The sequence below is a fragment of the Streptomyces fagopyri genome (assembly GCF_009498275.1).
GTDB lineage: Bacteria > Actinomycetota > Actinomycetes > Streptomycetales > Streptomycetaceae > Streptomyces > Streptomyces fagopyri.
On sequence record NZ_CP045643.1, the window covers coordinates 4,857,359 to 4,878,450 of the forward strand.

Here is a 21,092-nt window from a genome sequence, read left to right on the forward strand (position 1 = left end):
CCCCACCCACCCCACACCGGGCGGACGGTCCCACGACCGGCCGCCCGGCACACGCGCAGGCCGTCACCGTACGTACTCCGGACCCCGGGCCCTGGACCTCGGACCCCGGGCCCCGGCCCGTGGAGCCCGAGCCCGAGGCCACCGAAAAGACCGCGCGCGGAGCCTAGTTGGTGCCGATCCGGGCCAGCAGGTCGACGATCCGGTCCTGCACCTCGACGCTGGTCGAACGTTCGGCGAGGAACAGCACCGTCTCCCCCGCGGCGAGCCGCGGCAGTTCGGCCGGGTCGACGGCGGCGGTGTAGACGACGAGCGGAGTGCGGTTCAACTGCCCGTTCGCCCGCAGCCAGTCGACGATTCCGGCATGTCGGCGCCGTACCTGCATCAGATCCATCACGACCAGGTTCGGCCGCAGTTGCGAGGCCAGCGTCACCGCGTCCGCGTCCGTGGACGCCCGCGCGACCTGCATGCCACGCCGCTCCAGGGTCGAGGTCAGCGCCAGCGCGATCTCCGCGTGCTCCTCGATGAGCAGCACCCGCGGCGGGTGCTGCTCGGAGTCGCGGGGCGCCAGCGCCTTCAGGAGCACGGCGGGATCGGCGCCGTACGCCGCCTCGCGTGTCGCCTGCCCGAGTCCCGCCGTCACCAGGACCGGCACCTCGGCGGCGACGGCGGCCTGGCGCAGTGACTGGAGCGCCGTGCGGGTGATCGGACCGGTCAGCGGGTCGACGAAGAGCGCGGCCGGGAACGCGGCGATCTGTGCGTCGACCTCCTCGCGCGAGTGCACGATGACGGGACGGTATCCGCGGTCGCTCAGCGCCTGCTGGGTCGTCACGTCCGGAGCGGGCCACACGAGCAGCCGACGCGGGTTGTCCAGCGGCTCGGGCGGCAGCTCGTCGTCCACGGGCCGCGGGTGCGGCTGGTCGGCGACCTCGACCGCGCCGCCGGGGCCGTCCAGCGGCTCGGGGCCCTCGTCGGCGTTCTTGTCCGGGGCTCCTATGGCGTACGAACGTCCGGCGCCGTCGGTGGCACCGGCCGGCCGGGTCCCGGGGGCTCGACCGGCCGTCGGGTGGGCGCGGGCCGCGGTCTCCGGGCGCTCGACGACGGGCTCCGGGGGCGTACCGAGCTTGCGGCGGCGGCCGGAGCCGTTCGGCTGGTGCGGGGGAGGCGTGGCGGACTGCGTCTGCGCCGGCGCCTGGGATCCGTTCGCGCCGGCCTGGCGGGCGAACGGGACACCCTGCCCGAGCGTCCGCACGCTGATCGCCCGGCCCTGCGTCGAGTTGGGGTCGACGGGCGCGGCGGCCTCGGCGGGCAGCGGCTGGGCGATCCGCGCCTGCGCCTGTGGCTGGGGCCGCAGCGGGGACTGCGCGGGCAGCTCCGGCGGGAGGGGGGTGCCCGCGGCGGGGCTCTCCGGTTGCGGGCGGGGAGGTACGGCGGCGGGCGTCCCGGCACCGGAGGTGTCCTCGGCGTTCGGGGCCGGCCAGGCCTGCGGGGCCGCGGGCGCGGCGGCGCCGGCGGACCGGCCCTGCGCGGGCACTCCCGCCGGACCGGACGGGACGGCACCCGGCGGGAGGGCACCGTGCTGGACCGGCGCCGACTGCACCTGGGGAGGCTGGACTCGGGGCGGCTGCATCTGGGGCACCTGGACCTGGGGCACCTGGACCTGGGGCGGCTGCACCTGGGCCGGCGGGATCGCACCCGGCGCGACCGTGCCAGGCCGGGCCGGAGCCGGTGCCTGCTGTGCGTGGCGCCGACCCGACGGCGCGGCAGCGGGGTGCGGCTGCGGCGGGGTGTGCTCGTCGGCCCGGCCGACGGACATCACGTCGTGACGGCCTTCGCCGCCGTGGTCGTGCCCCGCGTCGCCGCCCTGCTCCAGGAGCCGCTGCTGGGCGAGTTGGGCCTGCTGCGCCCGCTGGGCCTGGATGTACTCGGGTGAGCGGTCCGCGTCCGCGGGCGGGAGCGCGAACACGGGCCGCGCGCCGGTCTCCTGGGCCGCCGTGGCGCGTTCGGCCGCCGCGGCCAGCGCGCGCCGGCGCCGGCCGCCGGCCGGCGTACCGGAGCCCTCGGCCGACCCGCCGGCCTCGCGAAGCCCCTGGTCGCCAGGGTCGCCCTGTGCGCCTGGCGCGCCCTGCGCACTCGTCGCGACCTGCGCGCCCGGAGTGTTCGGGGTGCCCGGACGGTTCGGGATGTTCGGGGCGCCGGCGGCCATGGGCAGCGCGGGCGGCAGCGCGTGCTGTTCGCCGTCGTGCCCGGCCCGCCGCCCGGACGGCCCGGAGGAGCCGGCCGGTACGGGCACTCCCTGCGGGGGCACCGTCCCGCCCAGTCCCGTACCCGCGGCCGCGGTCCCGGCGCCGTGCTCGCCCGCCAGGACGACCGCGCCCTCGGAGACGGACTCGGTTCCGGCGTCGCCCGCGTCCTCGACGGCGCTCGGCCGCCCGCGCCGCCGGCCGGTACCACCGGAACCGTCGTCACCGGAGAGCTCGGCGCCGGATCCCTGCGCGGGCACGGACACCTCGACGGCGTCCTGCTCGCCGGCCGCGCGCCGGCGGCGCCGTCCGGTGGGAGCGACCGCGCCGTTCTCCGGCGCCACCGGCTCCGCTGCGGCGACCTCGCTCTCCAGGAAGGCGTCCACGGAGGACCGCCGGGCCCGCCGCCTGCCACCGCCCTGGTGCGAGGCCTGCTCGGGCAGCGCGACCTCGGCGCCGGTGGAGGCCGGGGCCTCGATCTGCGGCATGGCCGTGACGGGGGGCACGACCGCCCCGGCGCCGGTTCCGATCGGCACCTCCAGCACGAACGCGCTGCCGCTCATGCCGGGTACCTCGTGGGTCTGCAGCACACCGCCGTGCGCGCGCACGATCCCGCGCACGATCGGCTCGTGCACCGGGTCTCCCCCGGCGTACGGCCCGCGCACCTCGATGCGTACGACCTCGCCGCGCTGTGCCGCCGCGACCACGACGGTGTTGTCCATGTAGCCGCCCGCGGACACGGGCGTGTTACCGGTCGCGTCGACGCCCGCGACGTCCGCGACGAGATGCGCGAGGGCCCTCGCCAGCAGCCCGGCGTCGACCTCGGCCTCGATGGGCGGCGCGTGCACGGCGAACTGCACGCGCCCGGGCCCGATCAGCTCGACGGCGCCGTCGACACCGGCCGCCACGACCGCGTCGAGCATGACGTTCGTACGGACGATCCGGTCGGCGCCGGAGTCCAGCCGCTGGTAGCCGAGCACGTTGTCGACCAGCGTCGTGATCCGCGAATAGCCGGCGGCGAGATGGTGCAGGACCTGGTTGGCCTCGGGCCACAGCTGACCGGCGTCGTCGGCGGCGAGCTTCGACAACTCGCCGCGCAGCTGGTCGAGGGGCCCGCGCAGGGACTGTCCGAGCACGGCGAGCAGCTGGTCGTGCCGGGCGGCCAGCGCCTCGTAGCGGTCCTTCTCGCGTTCGCCGAGCGCCGCGTACCGCTCGTCGCCCGCGGCGAGTTCCTCCTCGTGCCGCTCGTGCACCTCGGCCAGCTCGGCCGCGTGCCGTTCGCGCAGCGCGTCGAGTTCCCCGGCGTGCTCCTCACCGATCCGTGCGAGCTCCTCGGTGTGCCGGGTGGCCTCGGTGTCCTTCTCCTCGGCCAGGGTGTCGTACGGCCGGCGGTCGGTGAAGGTCATCACGGCACCGACGAGCTGGTCCCCGTCGCGGACCGGAGCGGTCGTGAGGTCGACCGGCACCTTGTCCCCGGACTTGGACCACAGCACCTGCCCGCGCACCCGGTGCTTGCGCCCGGAGCGCAGGGTGTCGGCGAGCGGGGACTCCTCGTACGCGAAGGTCTCACCGTCGGCGCGCGAGTGCAGGATGAGCGAGTGCAGGTCCTGTCCGCCGAGGTCGCTGGCCCGGTATCCGAGTATCTGGGCGGCCGCCGGATTGACCAGGACGACCCGCCCGTCCGTGTCCGTCCCGACCACGCCCTCGGCCGCGGCCCGCAGGATCATCTCGGTCTGGCGCTGTGAACGCGCGAGTTCGGCCTCCGTGTCGACGGTGCCGGACAGATCGCGTACGACGAGCATGAGCAGTTCGTCGGCGGTGTAGCCGTGGCTGTCGTAGGCCTGCTGGCCGTTCTCCAGGTTCGCGCTGGTGACCTCGACCGGGAACTCGCTCCCGTCGGTCCGCCGCGCGACCATCCGGGTCGGCTTGGTCCGCCCGCGCTCGTCGATGGTGTCGGCCCTGCGCATGGACCCGGGGATCAGCCGCGAGTCGAACTGCGGCAGCAGATCGAGCAGGCCACGCCCCACCAGAGCGGTGCCCGGGGCCTCGAAGGCCTCCAAGGCGATGGTGTTGGCGTTGACGACGGTCCCATTGGCGTTGACCAGCACCAACGCGTCAGGCAGCGCGTCCAGTATGGCTGCGAGGCGAGCAGCGCCTCGGGATGGCCTGCTGCTCACGAGACGCTTCCTCCCTGTTACCGCACCTTGCCGACCGCGAGGGCCATCTTGCCAACCTGCCCGCAGCGTGTCACGCGAGGGAGTCTACGGGCAGAGGTTCCGCTCGCGGTGCCGGATGAGAGGGAGGTCGCACGCAGAACCGACGCGGATGAGACGTAGAACCTGTGACCGTGCATTTCGCCCTCCCCCGAACCATGATCCTGCTATGTCCCCCGCCGGACGCGGGCGAGGTCCGGCGGTGGCCGTCCCGCGCCTACGCGCCGGTGTCCGGCAGCAGCGGCACCAGGGCGTCCCAGCGGGCGATCTGGCATCCGTCGGCGCGGTCGAAGCGGGCGTCGACGGGCCGGCCGGCCCAGGTCCCGGTCACATGGGCGGTGGCCGGACCCCCGTAGAGCATCGTGCAGATCGTGCCGGGCGCGACGGGGGCGAAGGGGTCCTTTCCCCAGGTCGTCCGCCGGTCGAGCGTCTCGCACGCCTGCTCCGGGGCGGGGTGACTGCCGCCGGCCGGATGACACCGCAGCTCGTACGTCCCGTCGCCGGTGCCTCCCAGGTGGCGGACGGTGACGCTCAGCCGGTCCCCCGAGTCCTCCGCGCGGACCGGCGGGGGCAGCAGGACGGCGGGAGCGGGCCCCGTGCGGGCTGTCTGCGGGCGCGCGGCCTCCGTGTGCCGGGCTCCTCCCGCCGCGGTGTCGGCGTGCGCGGCGGCGGGCACGGCGGACAGCACGGCGGAGACGGACACGGCGGCGGCGAGCACGAGCCGGGACGTGAGGGGAGGCCGAGGGGCGGAAGGGCGGAGAGGGGCGGGAGGGAACAGAGAGGCGGGAGAGGCGGGAGAGGTACAGGAGGACAGAGAAGAGGGAGAAGCGGGAGAGGCCGGAGAGGCCGAGGACGCCGAGGAGGCCGGAGAGATCGGGACGGCGGGACAGGGCCGACGGGCGGGGACGGAACGACGCGACATGAACTGACTAACGCTCCGCGCCCCGCACGGTTGCGCGACGCCCCGAGGGCCCGGGGGACTTTGCTCTGCGGCCCGCCTGCCTAGTACCGTAGGAGCCGATTGGTGACAGCCCACCCGGCTGTGTCATCATCTGCAACGCACCACTCGCGCTCGCGCGGGCGGTAGTGCTGGAGGCGTCGCCTAGTCCGGTCTATGGCGCCGCACTGCTAATGCGGTTTGGGCCTTCAAGCCCATCGAGGGTTCAAATCCCTCCGCCTCCGCAGCAAGATCCGAAGCCCCGGTCCCTCTGGACCGGGGCTTCGGCGTTACGGCGCGCGGAAGCACGTTTGCCCAGCTCACAAGCGGTGCGGCCAATGGATTTCACATGGCGGCGGCAGTCATGTAATGTTCTTCCTGTCGCCGCGAGCGGGTCAAAAGCCCGGAAGCGAGACAGTGGAACAACAGCAGAACAAGCACTCGTAGCTTAACGGATAGAGCATCTGACTACGGATCAGAAGGTTGCAGGTTCGAATCCTGCCGAGTGCACGCAGATCAAAGGCCCCCCGGGATCATCCCGGGGGGCCTTTGACATGAGCGCGGTCAGAAGTGCCGATCCCTTCCTGGTGGCCGGCTCACTTGTCATGCGGCCGATTCAGGACCCGCGGCCTCAGGTGCTCATGTCCTGACCGTCAGGTACTGCCAGCCGCCCCACGTGCTCACGTTGGTGGTGTCCTTCGAGCTGTGGACGTACTCCGAGCGCACCCGGAACTTCTGGTTGACCGCGTCGGAGAGGCTCAGCCGCGCCGCCACGGAGCTCTTGGAGCCGAGCGTGAAGCAGCCCGAGGTGCTGAGCGTGTGCCAGGCACCGCTGTAGTACTGCTGAACCTGGAAGTGCACGCACTGGCCGGACTTGTTCGGCGACACGGTCGTGGTCACCGTCGGCTGCACCGTGTGGTGGTAGACGCGGTAGGTGGTGCCGCTGTACGTGGTGGTCGTGTAGGAGCCGCTCAGGGCCTGCGCGACCTTCACCTGGTCGCTCACGGATCGGGCGGCCGTGGCCGGGGCGTAGCGGTAGTCGCCCGCGTAGGACGCGGTGAACGTCGTGTTGCCGGCGAGCTTGTACGTGGCCGTCAGGTTGCCCTTGCTGTCCACGGTGCCCGTCTTGACCAGTGCCTTCTTGCCGCCGGCGGGCGTGGCGTAGAGCGAGACCGTACGACCGTTGTACGTGGTGCCCAGGTGGGTGGTGACGGTGGCCGTCGCGCCGTACGCGTAGGTCGAGGCGTCGGCGGCCACGGACAGGCTCGTCGTGGCGCGCGAGACCTGGACGATCGCGGAGGCGGCGGCTGCCCGGTGGCTGGTGTCGCCCGCGTAGCCGACCGTGTAGGTGTTGGCGCCGCCGGTGGACGGGGTGTCCTTGACGATGATCGTGCCGTCGGCGGCCACGGGGGCCGTCCACGTCACCGGGGTCGTGGTGTGCGCCGCGTCCGTGCGGGTCACGGTGACCGTCTCGGCGCTGTCGTACGGGCCGTCGTTCAGCACGGCGCCGAAGCTCAGCGCGGCGCCGCGCGTGGCGGTCGTGGGGGCCTTCAGCGTGAGGGCCGGGGCATAGGGAGAGACGGTGGTGCTCACGTCGTTCGCGCCCGGCTGGTGCGTGATGTCGCCCCCGAACGACAGGCGGTAGGTGAACCATCCGGCTGCGCCCGGGTCGTCGGTGACCGTGAACCGGCCGGTGGCCGGGTCGACCGGGGCCGCGGGGAGCTGTGTCGACTCGTGGGTGTCCTCGTTCGTCCGGGTCACCTGGACGGTGTCGCCCTGGGTGAAGGGGCCGCGGCTCAGGTCGGTCACGACCGTGCTGGTGAAGGCCACCTCGTGCGGCGCCGTCGAGCTGAACTCCGGGTACGGGATGGAGGTTCCGACCCTGGACACGCCCACCGTCAGCGAGGTGATCGCGGGCCGGTGCGTCGCGTCGCCGGCGTAGGACACCTCGTAGGTGTACGTGCCCTCGTCCCGGCGGGTGTCGGTGATGCGGAACGAGCCGTCCGCGCCGACCGTGGCGTCGGGCAGATCGGTGCCGTCGCGGGTGACCTTCAGCGTGGCGCCGGCCGGCACGAAGCCGTGGCCGCCCACCGTTCCGTTCACCGTGAACTGCTGGGCGGGGATCGCGTACGGCGACGGGGCGTTCAGGGAGAGCTGGGTGTCCGTGAGCTTGGCGTCGCCGAGGACGTCGAGGGTGTAGGACCCGTTGTCCTGGGTGACGGCGTAGAGCGTGCGGCCGTCGGCGCCCCAGGCGAGGCCGTCGGGGGTGACGGTGCCGGCCGGGAAGGCGACGTGGTTCTCGGCGATCTGGTCGGCCGCGTAGACGTAGGCGCCCGCGCCCGAGCCCGCGGTGCTGCCGAGGGCGATCGTGCCGTCGGAGTCGACCGCGACGGAGTCCGGGGAGGAGTTGACGCCGCCGGTGTAGTAGACGTAGGGCTTGGCGGCGCTGAGGTCCGCCGTGCTGTACACGTACACGGAGGCTGACTGCGGAACGAGCAGTTTCGTGCCGTCCGCGGTGACCTTGACGGGGCCCGTCGCGGCGCCGCCGAGGCCCATGTCGACCTTGAGGGAGGCGGTCCCGGAGGAGACGTCGAAGGTGGCGACGTGCGTCATGGAGGACCGGGCGTCCTGCACCGCGAGCACCCCGCCGCCCGTGCTGAGAAGGGGGGCGGTCGGCCAGTGCGGCATGACGGGCTGCGGGGTCGGCGTGGGGTCGGCGGCGGAGGGGTCCACCGAGCCGACGGTGCCCTTGCCGTCGTCGGCCGTGTAGCCGTACCAGACTTTGCCCCCGGCGACGGCGACAGAGACCGGGGCGCTGGCGGTACCGGTGTGGACGCGGCGGGTCTCGGTGAGCGTCGCCGTGTCGATGGCGGCGATCGCGTCGCCGTCGGCCAGGGCCGCGTACAGCGTCTTGCCGTCGGCGGACAGCGCGAGGCCGCCGGCGCCCTGCTCACCGTCGACGGTGGTGACGGGGTTGCCGGACAGATCGGTCACCACGATGCCGGTTGTGCCGGCGCCCTGGCTGAAGAAGAGGTGTTGGTGAGCGCCGTCGACCACCATGTGGGCGTAGTGCGACAGCGGCAGCGCGGCCGCGTCGGCGCCGTCCGCCCGAGCGACAGGACCGGTGAGGCCGACGGTGGCGGTTGTCAGCCCCGCGACGACGGATATCGCCGCCGCGAGCGAGACCTGCTTGACACGCATGGTGCTCCTGAAGAGAGGGTGAACAGGCAGCCGTACGACCACGCCTGTCGCTGACAGGGCAACCGCCGGGCGAACGCCGGATCCACGTGAGACCGCTGACCTCTCCTTTTGGTTGTGCTGCCGCGTCGTGGGGTTCGAGTGGCGTCGTCAGGCCCGGGGCGGACCGCGGTCGGATGCCGACCGCGGGGCAACTCACCTGGTCGACCCCTAACGGTCCGGGGTGAACCGCGCCTACGGACAGGGAGGTTGCAGGTCGGAATCCCGCCGAGCGCACAGCAGAGCAGAGGCCCCGTGAAATCCACGGGGCCTCTGGTCTGTGCCTCGACGGCGGTGTTCGAGGGTGACCGCCTGCGGTGCGTCCACGCCCTCGAAGGGGAACACTGTCCGGCATGCCTCTCTCGCTGCACCACATCGTCGTCGACGCCCACGACCTGCCCGCGCTGGCCCGGTTCTGGGCCGGGGTGCTGCGCTGGCGGATCCTGTCCGAGCGGGAGCGTGAGGTCGTCATCGGGCCGGACGAGACGGCCCCGGTGGGGATCTGCTTCATGCCGGTGACCGACCGCAAGGCCGTCAAGAACCGACTGCACCTCGATCTGACGTCCGCGGCGGAAGACCGGGACGCCGAGATCGAGCGAATCCTCGCACTGGGCGCCCGCAGAGTCGACGTCGGACAGAGCGGCGACGAGTCCTGGACCGTGCTGGCCGATCCGGAGGGCAACGAGTTCTGCGTGGTCCGCCCGAAGGAGACCCTCATCGGCTGAGGGCCCGGGGGCCGCGGGCGGGCCGGGCGCGTTGTCGGTGGCGGCGCCTACGCTGGTGGGTGATGGCACAGACGTGGAGATGTTCGGGTCTGCGGTGGTCGGCGGGCGGCCCCGTGCTGGTCTGGGACGGCGGACGGCGGAGCGCGCTGTCCTCGGGCAAGCGTGTCGCCTTCGCCGTGGCGGACGGCGGCGGGCGGACGTGTGTGGGGGCGCGGGGCAACGTGTGCCCCGTGCGGGCGGCCGTGTCGGGGCGGAGTACGGGAGCCCGCTGCGAGGAGTGCGCGCGGCTGGACCGGGCGCACTCCGTGGCCGCCGACACGATGGCCGACGACCCGCGCCCGTACCGCGTGTACCTCGCCTGGTTCGGACCCGGTCTGGTGAAGGTCGGGATCACCGGGTCGGCACGCGGGTCGGCGCGGCTGCTGGAACAGGGAGCCGTCTGTTTCAGCTGGCTGGGAGAGGGACCCCTGATGGCCGCGCGGCGCACCGAGGAGTTGCTGCGCGCCGCGCTCGGGGTGCCGGACCGGATCCGGTACGCCGACAAGAGAAGGGTGCGGTCGGCGCTGCCGGACGCGGCCGGGCGGCTGGAGGAGATCCGGGAGCTGCACGCGCGGGTCGCGGAGCTCGACGGCTGGCCCGACTCCTTGGAGCGGACACCGTTCCGTGCCGTCGACCACGCCGGCGTGTTCGGGCTGGACGGGGTCGCGGCGGCCGTGGGCGCGGTGAGCGAGCTGACCGGAGGCGGCGCGGTGAGCGGTGAACTGGTCGCCGCCGCCGGTCCCGATCTGCATCTGGCGACCGGGCGGGGAGTGGTCGTGCTCGACACCCGGCTCATGACCGGATGGGACCTGACCGCGGGAGCGGACGGATTCACCGTGCCCGTACGGGAGTTCCGCGAAGGAGAGGACGCGGTGGTGCAGGACGGGCTGTTCTGAGGGGCGCCCGGCCGCTTCGGACGCGCCGGTGCGAGAGGGGGACCCCCCGGAGGTCCCCCGAGGGACCTTCGAAGCGCCGGGTCCTTCAGCGTCTGGTCGTACGCGAATCCCTCGGGGACTCCTCGGGGACCCCCGGAGGTCCCCGGAGGTCCCTCGGGGATCTCTTCGGAAAGGGGGTGGACCTGTGCGGGCACCGACGACCATCGTGGACGCCATGAGCGATCAACCCCACGCACCTGTCGCCGCCCGCGCCGTCCCGCCCGCCGCGGGCCGGCCCGCGGCACCGGCCGCCGCCCGGAAGCACGGGCGTCGCGAGCCCTGGACCTGGACGTACGACCCGCACGCAGCGGAGGTCGAGCGCGGTCGCGCGTTCCGGCGCGGTGAGGAGGCCGGGCGTGGACGCGGCTGACACGCAGGACGTGCGACGGTTCTGGGAGCGGCTCGGGCTGCCGGGACTCGTCGACGTCCACACGCACTTCATGCCCGAGCGGGTGCTGCGCAAGGTGTGGGACTACTTCGACGGGCTCGGGGAGCTCACCGGCGGCGTCGAGTGGCCCATCACCTACCGGGCGGACGAGGACGAACGGCTCGCGCTGATCCGGGGGTTCGGGGTGCGCGCCTTCACGGCGATGCTCTACCCGCACAAGGCCGGCATGGCCGAGTGGCTCAACTCCTGGGCCGTCGACTTCGCCCGCCGGACCCCGGACTGCCTGCACACGTCCACCCTCTTCCCGGAGCCGGGCGTCGAGACGTACGTACGCGAGGCGGTGGAGGCGGGCGCCCGCGTCTTCAAGGCGCACGTCCAGGTGGGGGCGTACGACCCGGGTGACGAACTGCTCGACACGAGCTGGGGGTTGCTCGCCGAGGCGGGGATCCCGGTGGTGATCCACTGCGGCTCCGGGCCCTCGCCCGGCAAGCACACGGGGCCCGGCCCGGTCGCGGCCGTCCTCGCCCGCCACCCCCGGCTGCGACTCGTCCTCGCGCACATGGGGATGCCCGAGTACGAGGACTTCCTCGGCCTCGCCGAGCGGTACGACGAGGTGCGGCTCGACACCACCATGGCGTTCACGGACTTCAGCGAGCGGCTCGCGCCGTATCCGCCAGGGCTGCTGCCCCGGCTCGCGGACCTCGGCGACCGGGTGCTCCTCGGCACCGACTTCCCGAACATCCCGTACCCGTACGTCCACCAACTGCGGTCCCTGGAAAGGCTCGGACTGGGAGACGACTGGCTGCGGGCCGTCTGCCACGAGAACGGTGCGCGTCTCTTCGGCATCGCGCCCCCGCCCGGAGGCGCCGGGGAAACCGGCTGACCTCCCCAGGGGTTTCCTGAGAGGCACCTGTGCGTTTCTCAGAAAAATCACAGGTCCCCGAAAGGATGCTCTCAGCGGCGCCCAGCAAGGTGTCCGCTATGACCACGACCTCGCCCCAGGGGCGCACCGAACTGCTGAGGCCGGACGGGAGCCCCGTCCGAGTCCTGGTGGTGGACGACGAGTTGTCGATCACCGAGCTCCTGTCCATGGCCCTTCGTTACGAGGGGTGGCAGATCCGCAGCGCGGGAGACGGACAGGGCGCGGTGCAGAGCGCGCGCGAGTTCCGGCCCGACGCCGTGGTGCTGGACATGATGCTGCCCGACATGGACGGGCTCGCGGTCCTGGGGCGGCTGCGCCGTGAACTGCCGGACGTGCCCGTCCTCTTCCTCACCGCCAAGGACGCCGTCGAGGACCGCATCGCCGGTCTGACGGCCGGCGGTGACGACTACGTGACCAAACCGTTCAGCCTGGAGGAGGTCGTGGCCAGGCTGCGCGGACTGATCCGCCGCTCCGGTGCCGCCGACCGGCGCTCCGACTCCACGCTGGTCGTCGGTGACCTCACCCTCGACGAGGACAGCCACGAGGTGTACCGCGGCGGGGACGGCATCCACCTCACCGCGACCGAGTTCGAACTGCTCCGTTTCCTCATGCGCAATCCCCGGCGTGTGCTCAGCAAGGCGCAGATACTCGACCGCGTGTGGTCCTACGACTTCGGCGGCCAGGCCAACGTCGTCGAGCTCTACATCTCGTATCTGCGCCGCAAGATAGACGCGGGCCGCGAACCGATGATCCACACCCGGCGCGGAGCCGGTTACCTGATCAAGCCCGCGGTGTCATGAGCGGACGACGACGGCCGCGGAGGCAGGGGCGGGGACGACAGCCGCGCACACTGCGGACGCGGCTCGTCGTCTCCGCGGTGACGCTGATCGCGGTGGTGTGCGCGGTGATCGGGACGGTGACGACGCTCGCGCTGCGGTCGCATCTGTACGAGCAGCTGGACGGCAAGCTGAAGGACACCGCCGGCCGGGCGGCCGGGCCGCTCGAACCGGGCGGCGGCGACCCGGACGGCGTCCCTCCGAGCGTGGCGAACGGCAGGAACACCGGGAACGCCAGGAACACGGCCGGCTCCGCCCCGGACGACGACACCTTCGGCTTCCTCCAGCGGGGGCCCAATCCGGTGGGTACGATCGGCGCCCTCGTGGGCGGCGACGGCGGGATCACCGAGGCGGTGCTCTCCAAGGAGAAGACGTCCAGCGACCAGTACCAGATGCTCACCGAGAACCTCACCCCGGCCCAGCGGGCGGTGCTCGGTTCGGTGCCGAAGACCGGCGTGCACACCGTGGAGATCTCCGGCCTCGGTGAGTACCGCGTCACGTATCGGACCGGCCTCAGGGGCAGCTACTACGTCGCCATCCCCACCGAGGACGTCACCAACACCATCAACACCCTGATCCTCGTCGAGGTCAGTGTCACCGGCGCCGGTCTCGTCGCGGCGGGCATCGCCGGCAGCGTCCTGGTCGGACTGGCCCTGCGCCCCCTGCGCAAGGTCGCCTCCACCGCGACCCGCGTCTCCGAACTGCCCCTGCACACCGGCGAGGTCACCCTCTACGAACGCGTCCCCGAGTCCGAGGCCGACCCGCACACCGAGGTCGGCCAGGTCGGCGCCGCGCTCAACCGGATGCTCGACCACGTCCACGCCGCGCTGCACGCCCGTCAGCAGAGCGAGACACGGGTACGGCAGTTCGTCGCCGACGCCAGTCATGAGCTGCGCACACCGCTGGCGTCGATCCGCGGGTACGCCGAGCTGACCAGACGCGGACGTGAGGAGACCGGCCCCGACACCCGGCACGCCCTCGGGCGGATCGAGTCCGAGGCCGGCCGGATGACCGGGCTGGTGGAGGACCTGCTGCTGCTCGCGCGCCTCGACGCCGGACGCCCGCTCCAGTACGACGGCACCGACCTCGTACCGCTCGTCATCGACGCGGTGAGCGACGCCCGGGCCGCCGGCCGGGGCCACGACTGGCGCCTGGAGCTGCCGGACGAACCCGCGCTCGTCCTCGCGGACGCCGCCCGTCTGCAACAAGTCATGGTCAACCTGTTGGCGAACGCCAGAACGCACACCCCGCCGGGTACGACGGTCATCGCACGCGTGCACCGGCACGGGCCGTGGCTGTGCGTGGACGTCCAGGACGACGGGCCCGGCATCCCGCCCGAACTGCTGCCCCGCGTCTTCGAACGCTTCGCGCGCGGCGACTCCTCACGCTCCCGCGCCTCCGGTTCGACCGGTCTCGGGCTCGCCATCGTGCAGGCCGTCGCCTCCGCGCACGGGGGCGCCGTCACCGTCGACAGCGTGCCGGGCCGGACGGTGTTCACCCTGCACCTGCCCGCGGTCCCCGGCGACCCGATCGTGGAGACCACCGCGGAAACAAGGGCGCGACGGCACTCACAGGCACAGCACAGCGCCACCACATGGGTGCAACAGGGCGTCTGACCAGAGTCGTTCCCATGCGAACCGACTCTTCTCCCGGCAACCTGCCGGCGCGGCAGCACCTCCCGGCCGGGTCCGCCGGTACGCCTGTCCTGGACGTAGTGATCCCCGTCTACAACGAGGAGAAGGACCTCCAGCGGTGTGTCGTGAGACTCCACGAACATCTCAAGCGCACGTTCCCGTACGCGTTCCGCATCACGGTCGCGGACAACGCGTCGACGGACACCACGCCCCGGGTGGCCGCGCTGCTGGAGTCGCGGATACCGGAGGTCCACTCCCGCCGGCTCGAACAGAAGGGCCGCGGGCGCGCGCTGCGCACCGTGTGGTCGGCCTCGGACGCCCCGGTCCTCGCCTATATGGACGTGGACCTGTCCACCGACCTCAACGCCCTGCTGCCGCTGGTGGCCCCGCTGATCTCGGGCCACTCCGACCTCGCCATCGGGTCGCGGCTGACCCGGAGTTCGCGGGTGGTGCGCGGCGCCAAGCGGGAGTTCATCAGCCGCGGTTACAACCTGATCCTGCGCGGCTCGCTGCAGGCCCGCTTCTCGGACGCGCAGTGCGGCTTCAAGGCGATCCGCCGTGACGTCGCCCAGGTGCTGCTGCCGTTGATCGAGGACACCGGCTGGTTCTTCGACACCGAGATGCTGGTGCTCGCCGAGCGCGCCGGGCTGCGCATCCACGAGGTCCCGGTGGACTGGGTCGACGACCCGGACTCGACCGTGCACATCGTGCGCACGGCGACCGACGACCTGAAGGGTGTGTGGCGCGTGGGGCGCGCCCTCGGCACCGGATCGCTGCCGCTGGACCGGCTCGCGCGCCCCTTCGGGGACGATCCGCGCGACCGCGACCTGGCCGACGTGCCCAAGGGCCTCGCCCGCCAGCTGGTCGGCTTCTGCGTGGTGGGTGCCCTGTCCACGCTCTTCTACCTGCTGCTCTACAGCGGCTTCCGGTCCTTCTCCGGCTCACAGGTCGCCAACGCGCTCGCCCTGCTGGTCTCGGCGGTCGCCAACACGGCGGCCAACCGACGGCTGACCTTCGGGGTCCGCGGCCGGGGCGGCGCGGTCCGCCACCAGGCGCAGGGCCTGGTCGTCTTCGGTATCGGCCTCGCGCTCACCAGCGGATCGCTGGCCGCTCTGAACGCGGCCACGAGCAGCCCGGCGCACTCCACCGAGCTGGCGGTACTGGTCGCCGCCAATCTGGCGGCGACCGTGCTGCGGTTCCTGCTCTTCCGTGCCTGGGTGTTCCCGGACCGGCGCGACGGCACGGGTGACGGTACGTCCTCCACGGTGGCCGCGTCGCACGCCCCGCCCCCGTCCGCCGAGGTTCCGGCCCGGCGGGGCGGACAGCATCCGCCGGGGCTCCACCGCCGGGCGGCGCCGCGATCCCCGTACGACAACGCAGTCGTCAGCGTGTACGACAGCGCCGTCGACACCCCGTACGTCAGCGCGTACGGCAGCGCCCACGTCGGTGCCCACGAGCGCACGTACGACAACGCCCACCACACCGACGAGTTCCGCGCCCTTGACGCCGCGGACCGCACCCGGGGGGACGCCACCGCGCAACTGCGGCCGGTGCGCCCGCACGATCACGATCCGAGGGACGCACGATGACCACTCAGCCCGACACGAGCCGTCAGCACGACGGGCGTCCCCCCGCGGACCCGGCCCCCGCCGGGCGTCCGCCCGCCGGTCAGGGCGGCCCGGCCCCGCGGGAGCCCTTCGCACCCGGCGTCCTTCCCGGGTCCGGTGAGCCCCGGCGGCCCTTCCTCCACCGCGTCCGGCGCGGCCGGCCCGAGGACCCCGGCTGGGTGCGCCCCGCCTTCCTGGGGCTGCTCGTCGCCACCGGCCTGCTCTACCTGTACGACCTGAGCGCCTCCGGATACGCCAACTCCTTCTACTCCGCGGCCGTCCAGGCCGGCAGCCAGAGCTGGAAGGCCTTCTTCTTCGGCTCGCTCGACTCGGCCAACGCCATCACCGTCGACAAGCCCCCGGCCTCGCTGTGGCCGATGGCCCTGTCGGTACGCGTCTTCGGCCTCAGCTCGTGGGCGATCCTCGTCCCCGAGGCGCTCATGGGCGTCGCCACGGTCGGTGTCCTGTACGCGGCGCTGCGCCGCCGGTTCGGCCCGGCGGCCGGTCTGATCGCGGGCGCGGTGCTCGCGCTCACTCCCGTCGCCGCGCTGATGTTCCGGTTCAACAACCCGGACGCGATGCTCGCGCTGCTCATGACCGTCACGGTCTACTGCGTGATCCGCGGCCTGGAGGACGGCCGGACGAAGTGGCTGGTGCGGGCGGGTGTCGCGGTCGGCTTCGCGTTCCTCGCCAAGACGCTCCAGGCGTTCCTGATCCTGCCGCCGCTGGCCGTGCTGTACGCGGTGTGCGCACCGGTGAGCCTGCGGAAGCGGTTCGCGCAGATCGGCCTCTCGGCGGGGGCGATGGCCGTCGCCGGCGGCTGGTGGGTCGCGATCGTCGAGCTGTGGCCCGCGTCCTCCCGGCCGTACATCGGCGGCTCGCAGAACAACTCGTTCCTGGAGCTGACCTTCGGCTACAACGGGCTCGGCCGGATCAACGGCGACGAGACCGGCAGCGTCGGCGGAGGCGGCGGCGGAGGCGGCACCGGACAGTGGGGCGAGACCGGCTGGGACCGGATGTTCGACTCCGAGATCGGCGGCCAGATCTCCTGGCTGCTCCCGGCGGCCCTGATCCTGCTGGTGGCGGGGCTCGTCCTCACCCGGAAGGCGAAGCGGACCGACCTGACGCGGGGATCGTTCCTGGCCTGGGGCGGCTCGCTGCTGATGACCATGGTCGTCTTCAGCTACATGGCCGGCATCTTCCACCAGTACTACACGGTGGCGCTGGCCCCCTACCTCGCGGCCGTGGTCGGCATGGGCGCGACGGTGCTGTGGGAGGAGCGGGGCAAGGTGTGGGCGTCGCTCACCCTGGCCGGCGCGGTCACCGCGTCCGCGGCCTGGGGGTACGTCCTCCTCAACCGCACCTCCGACTACCTGCCCTGGCTCAGGTGGCTGGTCCTCGTCGGCGGTCTGACGGGCGCGCTCGGCCTGGTCTTCGTGACCCGGCTCGGCCGCCGTCTGGCGCTCGCGGCCGCCGGGCTGGGCATCGTGGCGGCCGTCGCGGGCCCGACGGCGTACACGCTCTCCACGGTGAACACCGGCCACTCCGGTTCCATCGTGACGGCCGGTCCGTCCGGGGCGAGCATGATGGGCGGCCGCGGCGGTCCCGGTGGCGGTACGCGGGGCGGCTTCCCCGGCGGCGGCCAGAACCAGCCCAACGGCAACGGCAACGGCACCCAGCGGAACGGGCAGCCGGGCGGCGGTACGGGCGGACCCCCGACCGGCGGCACCGGTGGCTTCCCCGGCCAGAACCAGCAGGGCAACGGGAACACCCAGGGCCAGAACCGGCAGGGCGGCATGCCCGGCGGCGGTACGGGTGACGGCGGTATGGGCGGAGGCGGTGGCGCCGGCGGTCTGCTGAACGGCGCGAACGTCAGCTCCGCGGCCAGGACGCTGCTGTCGAAGAACGCCGGCGACTACACCTGGGCGGCCGCGGCCATCGGTTCGCAGAACTCGGCGAGCTACCAACTGGCCACCGGGAAGCCGGTGATGGCGATCGGCGGGTTCAACGGCACCGACCCGTCCCCGACCCTGGCCCAGTTCAAGAAGTACGTGGCCGACGGAAGGATCCACTACTTCATCTCGGGCGGCGGCGTGGGCGGTGGCATGGGCGGCGGCGGCACCACTTCCGCCTCCTCCGGGATCAGTTCGTGGGTCACGGCCACCTTCAAGAAGGTGACGGCCGGTTCGGCCACCTTCTACGACCTGACGCAGCCGGCGGGCTGACCCGGAGGTCCGGATACCCGGAGGACCTCACCGCGCGGTGGCCCGGAGCGATCGAGCTCCGGGCCACCGTCCGTTCCGTCGTGTCCCGTCCGTCGTGTCCCGGCACGGCACGGCCTGTACCGCCCCGCTCCGTCGCGTCCCGGTCCGGTCCGGTCCGGAAAAATCTTGTTGTACGCCGTACAGTCACTGTTCTACGGTGTACGGCATGTCGTCCCCCCAAGCCCCCGAAGGGCACCCGAGGCGCTGGCTGATCCTCGGTGTCATCTGCCTCGCGCAGCTCACCGTGCTGCTCGACAACACCGTCCTGAACGTCGCGATCCCCTCCCTCACCCGGGAGCTGGGCGCGGCCACCTCCGACATCCAGTGGATGATCAACGCCTACTCGCTGGTGCAGTCCGGGCTGTTGCTCACGGCGGGCAGCGCGGCCGACCGCTACGGCCGCAAGAGGATGCTGATATCGGGCCTCGCGCTCTTCGGGATCGGTTCACTGGCAGCCGGACTCGCCGACTCCACGGGCCAGTTGATCGCCGCTCGGGCCGGCATGGGGATCGGGGGCGCGCTCCTGCTGACCACCACGCTCGCCGTGGCGATGCAGATCTTCCCGCCCGGCGAGATCCCCAGGGCGATCGGTGTCTGGAGCGCCGTGAACGCGCTGGGCTTCGCGGCCGGCCCGCTCCTCGGCGGCTTCATGCTGAACCACTTCCGGTGGGGAGCCGTCTTCCTGGCCAACCTGCCCGTGGCGGCCCTGGCCCTCGCCGCGGTGGTGGTCCTCGTACCGGAGTCGAAGAACCCGCGCGGGGACCGTCCGGACCTGCTCGGAGCGCTCCTGTCCACGGTCGGCATGACCGCCCTCGTGTACGCGATCATCTCCGGCCCCGAACACGGCTGGACGTCGGCCCGGGTGACGGCCACGGCCGTCGTCGCCCTGCTGGCCCTGGCAGCCTTCGCGCGCTGGGAGAGCCGGATCCCGTACCCCATGCTCGACCCGCACTTCTTCCGCGACCGGCGCTTCACCGGGGCGGTCGCGGGAGCCGTCCTCATCACCTTCGGCATGGGCGGAGCCCTCTTCCTCCTCACCCAGCACCTCCAGTTCGTCCTGGGATACGGCCCGTTGGAGGCCGGACTGCGCACGGCACCCCTCGCGCTCGCGGTCGTCGCCCTCAACTTCTCCGGTCTGTCGGCGAAGTGGACGGCACGGCTCGGCACCCCGCTCTCCATCGCGATCGGCATGGTGCTGATGTCGGCCGGGCTGGTGTCGATCGCGACGCTCGCCGGGCACGGATACGGCGGCACCCTGCTCGGGCTGCTGCTGATCGGCGCCGGCTGCGCGGTGGCCAACCCCGCCATGGCGCACGCCATCATGAGCGCGATCCCGCCCGAGAAGGCGGGTGTCGGGGCGGGTATCAACGGCACGCTCGCCGAGTTCGGCAACGGCCTGGGCGTCGCCGTGCTCGGCGCGGTCCTCAACTCCCGCTTCGCGGCGCTGATCCCGGTCACCGCGGCCTCGCTGCCGGCGGCCCTGGGATCGGCGGACACGGCCGGGGAGCGCGGCCGGATCACCGACGCGTTCTCGTCCGGCCTGGAGACCAGCCAGCTGGTGGGCGCGGTGGCCGTGCTCCTCGGCGGTCTGCTGGCCGCGGCGTTGCTACGGCGTGCGGAGAGGGCAGACTCCGCGATGGCGGTTTCCGTGTAGCGCGCGCTTAGCATCAAGGTGGACGGACGGGAGCGTTCCGGCCCGCCGTCGCGAGTGACCGCAGTCCCCCGTTCCGAGGAAGGTACGCCATGGTGAGGGCAGCCGACCGGGCCAAGCGTCCGGCGCGGACCAGTGTCTGGCTGGAGGGCAAGGCCCCCCGGGGCGGTGCGGGACGCGGCGGTGGTCAGCCGTCGGGGCTCGACCGGGACCGGATCACCGAGGTCACGGTACGACTGCTGGACGCCGAGGGGATGGCGAGGTTCTCCATGCGCCGGCTGGCCGCCGAGCTGAACGTCACCGCGATGTCGGTGTACTGGTACGTGGACACGAAGGACGACCTGCTCGAACTCGCCCTCGACGCGGTCTTCGGTGAACTGGAGCTACCCGACGCCGAGTCGGGCGAGGACTGGCGCGACCGGCTGCGTTCCGTCGCCGGCGGCTACCGGGCGCTGCTGGTCCGGCACCCCTGGGTGTCACCGCTCATCGGCACGTTCCTGAACATCGGCCCGCACTCCATGGCCTTCTCGCTCTGTGTCCAGAAGGTGGTCCGCAGCACGGGCCTGCCACCGTACGGCCAGATGGGCGCACTCTCGGCGGTCTTCCAGTTCGTGTACGGCTTCGGCACCATCGAGGGCCACTTCGTGCAGCGCTGCGCCTCGGCCGGCATGAGCCAGGAGGAGTACTTCCGCCAGGCCATGAGCACGATCAGTGAACAGCCCCAGTTCTCGGCCGACTTCGAGAGCGCCGCGGACCTGATGGAGGCCCGCGGCGGCGACACGGTCGAGGAGATGCGCGAACGCGACTTCACGTTCGCCCTGGAGACGCTGATCGCGGGCATCGAGACGATGGTGGCCCGCGGCGCGGACACGGCCTAGCGCGGACGCCGCCCGCCAGGGCTCCCCCGGTCGCGGGCCCCGCCCGCGGGCCCCGGCGATCTCCGTGGCGCTCCCCGGCTACTCCTGGGGCGCCAGGCGGGCCGGGAAGCCGCCCGTCGCGACCGGGCCCCACTTCTCGGGCGTGATCCGGATGATCGACTTCCCCTGCTTGCGCATCGCCTCGCGGTACTCGTCCCAGTCCGGGTGCTCGCCCGCGATGTTCCGGTAGTACTCGACGAGCGGTTCGACCGAGTCCGGCGGGTCGATGACCTCGGCCGTGCCGTCGATCTGGACCCACGGTCCGTTCCAGTCGTCGCTGAGCACGATGAGGCTGACGCGCTCGTCCCGCTTGGCGTTGCGGGTCTTGGCGCGCTCGGGGTAGGTCGAGACGACGACGCGGCCCGCGTCGTCGACCCCGCAGGTCAACGGCGAGCCCTGGGGGCTGCCGTCGGCCCGGCGGGTGAGCAGGACGGCGCGGTGGCGGGGGCGGACGAAGTCGAGCAGTTCGTCGCGGGATACGGACGTGTTCGTCGCGATGTTCGGTGCCATGGGGGCAGCCTAAGGGCCGGCCGGCGCCCCGCGACGG

14 protein-coding genes and 2 tRNA genes are annotated in these 21,092 nt (G+C 72.7%); 12 read left to right on the forward strand and 4 right to left on the reverse strand.

The window, feature by feature from the left end; all coding sequences use genetic code 11:
* Positions 1–163: 163 nt before the first annotated feature.
* Positions 164–4,417 carry a PAS domain-containing protein gene (locus GFH48_RS20890; protein WP_153289713.1) on the reverse strand — a complete coding sequence of 1,418 codons (4,254 nt, stop codon included), beginning with the start codon at positions 4,415–4,417 and terminating at the stop codon, positions 164–166.
* Positions 4,418–4,670: 253 nt separating this feature from the next.
* Complete coding sequence (locus GFH48_RS20895; protein ID WP_228120763.1) at positions 4,671–5,171, reverse strand: SSI family serine proteinase inhibitor; 501 nt, start codon at positions 5,169–5,171, stop codon at positions 4,671–4,673.
* 373 nt (positions 5,172–5,544) lie between these two features.
* On the opposite strand from GFH48_RS20895, the gene GFH48_RS20900 reads away from it, so the two are divergent.
* Both GFH48_RS20900 and GFH48_RS20905 read left to right on the forward strand, forming a co-directional pair.
* Positions 5,545–5,635: transfer RNA gene (locus GFH48_RS20900), tRNA-Ser, on the forward strand.
* A gap of 192 nt (positions 5,636–5,827) precedes the next feature.
* Positions 5,828–5,900 (forward strand) — tRNA-Arg (locus tag GFH48_RS20905).
* A gap of 129 nt (positions 5,901–6,029) precedes the next feature.
* On the opposite strand, the gene GFH48_RS20910 is transcribed toward GFH48_RS20905, so the two are convergent.
* Positions 6,030–8,591, reverse strand: coding sequence for a hypothetical protein (locus GFH48_RS20910; protein ID WP_153289715.1), 2,562 nt, complete (start codon positions 8,589–8,591; stop codon positions 6,030–6,032).
* A gap of 389 nt (positions 8,592–8,980) precedes the next feature.
* On the opposite strand from GFH48_RS20910, the gene GFH48_RS20915 reads away from it, so the two are divergent.
* The 10 genes from GFH48_RS20915 to GFH48_RS20960 all read left to right on the forward strand — a co-directional run bounded on the left by GFH48_RS20915 (position 8,981) and on the right by GFH48_RS20960 (position 20,506).
* Positions 8,981–9,352 (forward strand): VOC family protein, encoded by a 372-nt coding sequence (locus GFH48_RS20915; RefSeq protein ID WP_153289716.1) that lies wholly within the window; start codon positions 8,981–8,983, stop codon positions 9,350–9,352.
* 62 nt (positions 9,353–9,414) lie between these two features.
* On the forward strand, positions 9,415–10,287 hold the full coding sequence (locus tag GFH48_RS20920; protein WP_153289717.1) for a DUF2797 domain-containing protein: 873 nt from the start codon (positions 9,415–9,417) through the stop codon (positions 10,285–10,287).
* Between the two features lie 214 nt (positions 10,288–10,501).
* Positions 10,502–10,696 carry a hypothetical protein gene (locus GFH48_RS20925; protein ID WP_153289718.1) on the forward strand — a complete coding sequence of 65 codons (195 nt, stop codon included), beginning with the start codon at positions 10,502–10,504 and terminating at the stop codon, positions 10,694–10,696.
* A complete protein-coding gene (locus tag GFH48_RS20930; RefSeq protein ID WP_228120765.1) occupies positions 10,683–11,597 on the forward strand; it encodes an amidohydrolase family protein in 915 nt (304 codons plus the stop codon). Before GFH48_RS20925 ends, GFH48_RS20930 begins: the two co-directional genes overlap by 14 nt.
* 98 nt (positions 11,598–11,695) lie before the next feature.
* Positions 11,696–12,436, forward strand: coding sequence for a response regulator transcription factor (locus GFH48_RS20935; protein ID WP_194280629.1), 741 nt, complete (start codon positions 11,696–11,698; stop codon positions 12,434–12,436).
* Complete coding sequence (locus GFH48_RS20940; protein ID WP_153289721.1) at positions 12,433–14,088, forward strand: sensor histidine kinase; 1,656 nt, start codon at positions 12,433–12,435, stop codon at positions 14,086–14,088. Before GFH48_RS20935 ends, GFH48_RS20940 begins: the two co-directional genes overlap by 4 nt.
* Positions 14,089–14,102: 14 nt before the next feature.
* On the forward strand, positions 14,103–15,695 hold the full coding sequence (locus tag GFH48_RS20945; protein WP_153289722.1) for a bifunctional glycosyltransferase family 2/GtrA family protein: 1,593 nt from the start codon (positions 14,103–14,105) through the stop codon (positions 15,693–15,695).
* On the forward strand, positions 15,692–17,938 hold the full coding sequence (locus GFH48_RS20950; RefSeq protein WP_153289723.1) for an ArnT family glycosyltransferase: 2,247 nt from the start codon (positions 15,692–15,694) through the stop codon (positions 17,936–17,938). The genes GFH48_RS20945 and GFH48_RS20950 overlap by 4 nt, the downstream gene beginning before the upstream one ends.
* A gap of 205 nt (positions 17,939–18,143) precedes the next feature.
* Positions 18,144–19,631, forward strand: coding sequence for an MFS transporter (locus GFH48_RS20955; protein WP_153289724.1), 1,488 nt, complete (start codon positions 18,144–18,146; stop codon positions 19,629–19,631).
* Between the two features lie 89 nt (positions 19,632–19,720).
* Complete coding sequence (locus GFH48_RS20960) at positions 19,721–20,506, forward strand: TetR/AcrR family transcriptional regulator (RefSeq protein ID WP_153289725.1); 786 nt, start codon at positions 19,721–19,723, stop codon at positions 20,504–20,506.
* Positions 20,507–20,584: 78 nt separating this feature from the next.
* On the opposite strand, the gene GFH48_RS20965 is transcribed toward GFH48_RS20960, so the two are convergent.
* A complete protein-coding gene (locus GFH48_RS20965; RefSeq protein ID WP_153289726.1) occupies positions 20,585–21,055 on the reverse strand; it encodes a PPOX class F420-dependent oxidoreductase in 471 nt (156 codons plus the stop codon).
* Between the last annotated feature and the right edge of the window lie 37 nt (positions 21,056–21,092).

Excerpts from the sequence above, each read along its gene's own strand:
- GFH48_RS20910 (WP_153289715.1), bottom strand. The coding sequence starts at position 8,591 with ATGCGTGTCAAGCAGGTCTCGCTCGCGGCGGCGATATCCGTCGTCGCG.
- GFH48_RS20915 (WP_153289716.1), top strand. The coding sequence starts at position 8,981 with ATGCCTCTCTCGCTGCACCACATCGTCGTCGACGCCCACGACCTGCCC.
- GFH48_RS20920 (WP_153289717.1), top strand. The coding sequence starts at position 9,415 with ATGGCACAGACGTGGAGATGTTCGGGTCTGCGGTGGTCGGCGGGCGGC.
- GFH48_RS20925 (WP_153289718.1), top strand. The coding sequence starts at position 10,502 with ATGAGCGATCAACCCCACGCACCTGTCGCCGCCCGCGCCGTCCCGCCC.
- GFH48_RS20935 (WP_194280629.1), top strand. The coding sequence starts at position 11,696 with ATGACCACGACCTCGCCCCAGGGGCGCACCGAACTGCTGAGGCCGGAC.
- GFH48_RS20940 (WP_153289721.1), top strand. The coding sequence starts at position 12,433 with ATGAGCGGACGACGACGGCCGCGGAGGCAGGGGCGGGGACGACAGCCG.
- GFH48_RS20945 (WP_153289722.1), top strand. The coding sequence starts at position 14,103 with ATGCGAACCGACTCTTCTCCCGGCAACCTGCCGGCGCGGCAGCACCTC.
- GFH48_RS20950 (WP_153289723.1), top strand. The coding sequence starts at position 15,692 with ATGACCACTCAGCCCGACACGAGCCGTCAGCACGACGGGCGTCCCCCC.
- GFH48_RS20955 (WP_153289724.1), top strand. The coding sequence starts at position 18,144 with ATGTCGTCCCCCCAAGCCCCCGAAGGGCACCCGAGGCGCTGGCTGATC.
- GFH48_RS20960 (WP_153289725.1), top strand. The coding sequence starts at position 19,721 with ATGGTGAGGGCAGCCGACCGGGCCAAGCGTCCGGCGCGGACCAGTGTC.
- GFH48_RS20965 (WP_153289726.1), bottom strand. The coding sequence starts at position 21,055 with ATGGCACCGAACATCGCGACGAACACGTCCGTATCCCGCGACGAACTG.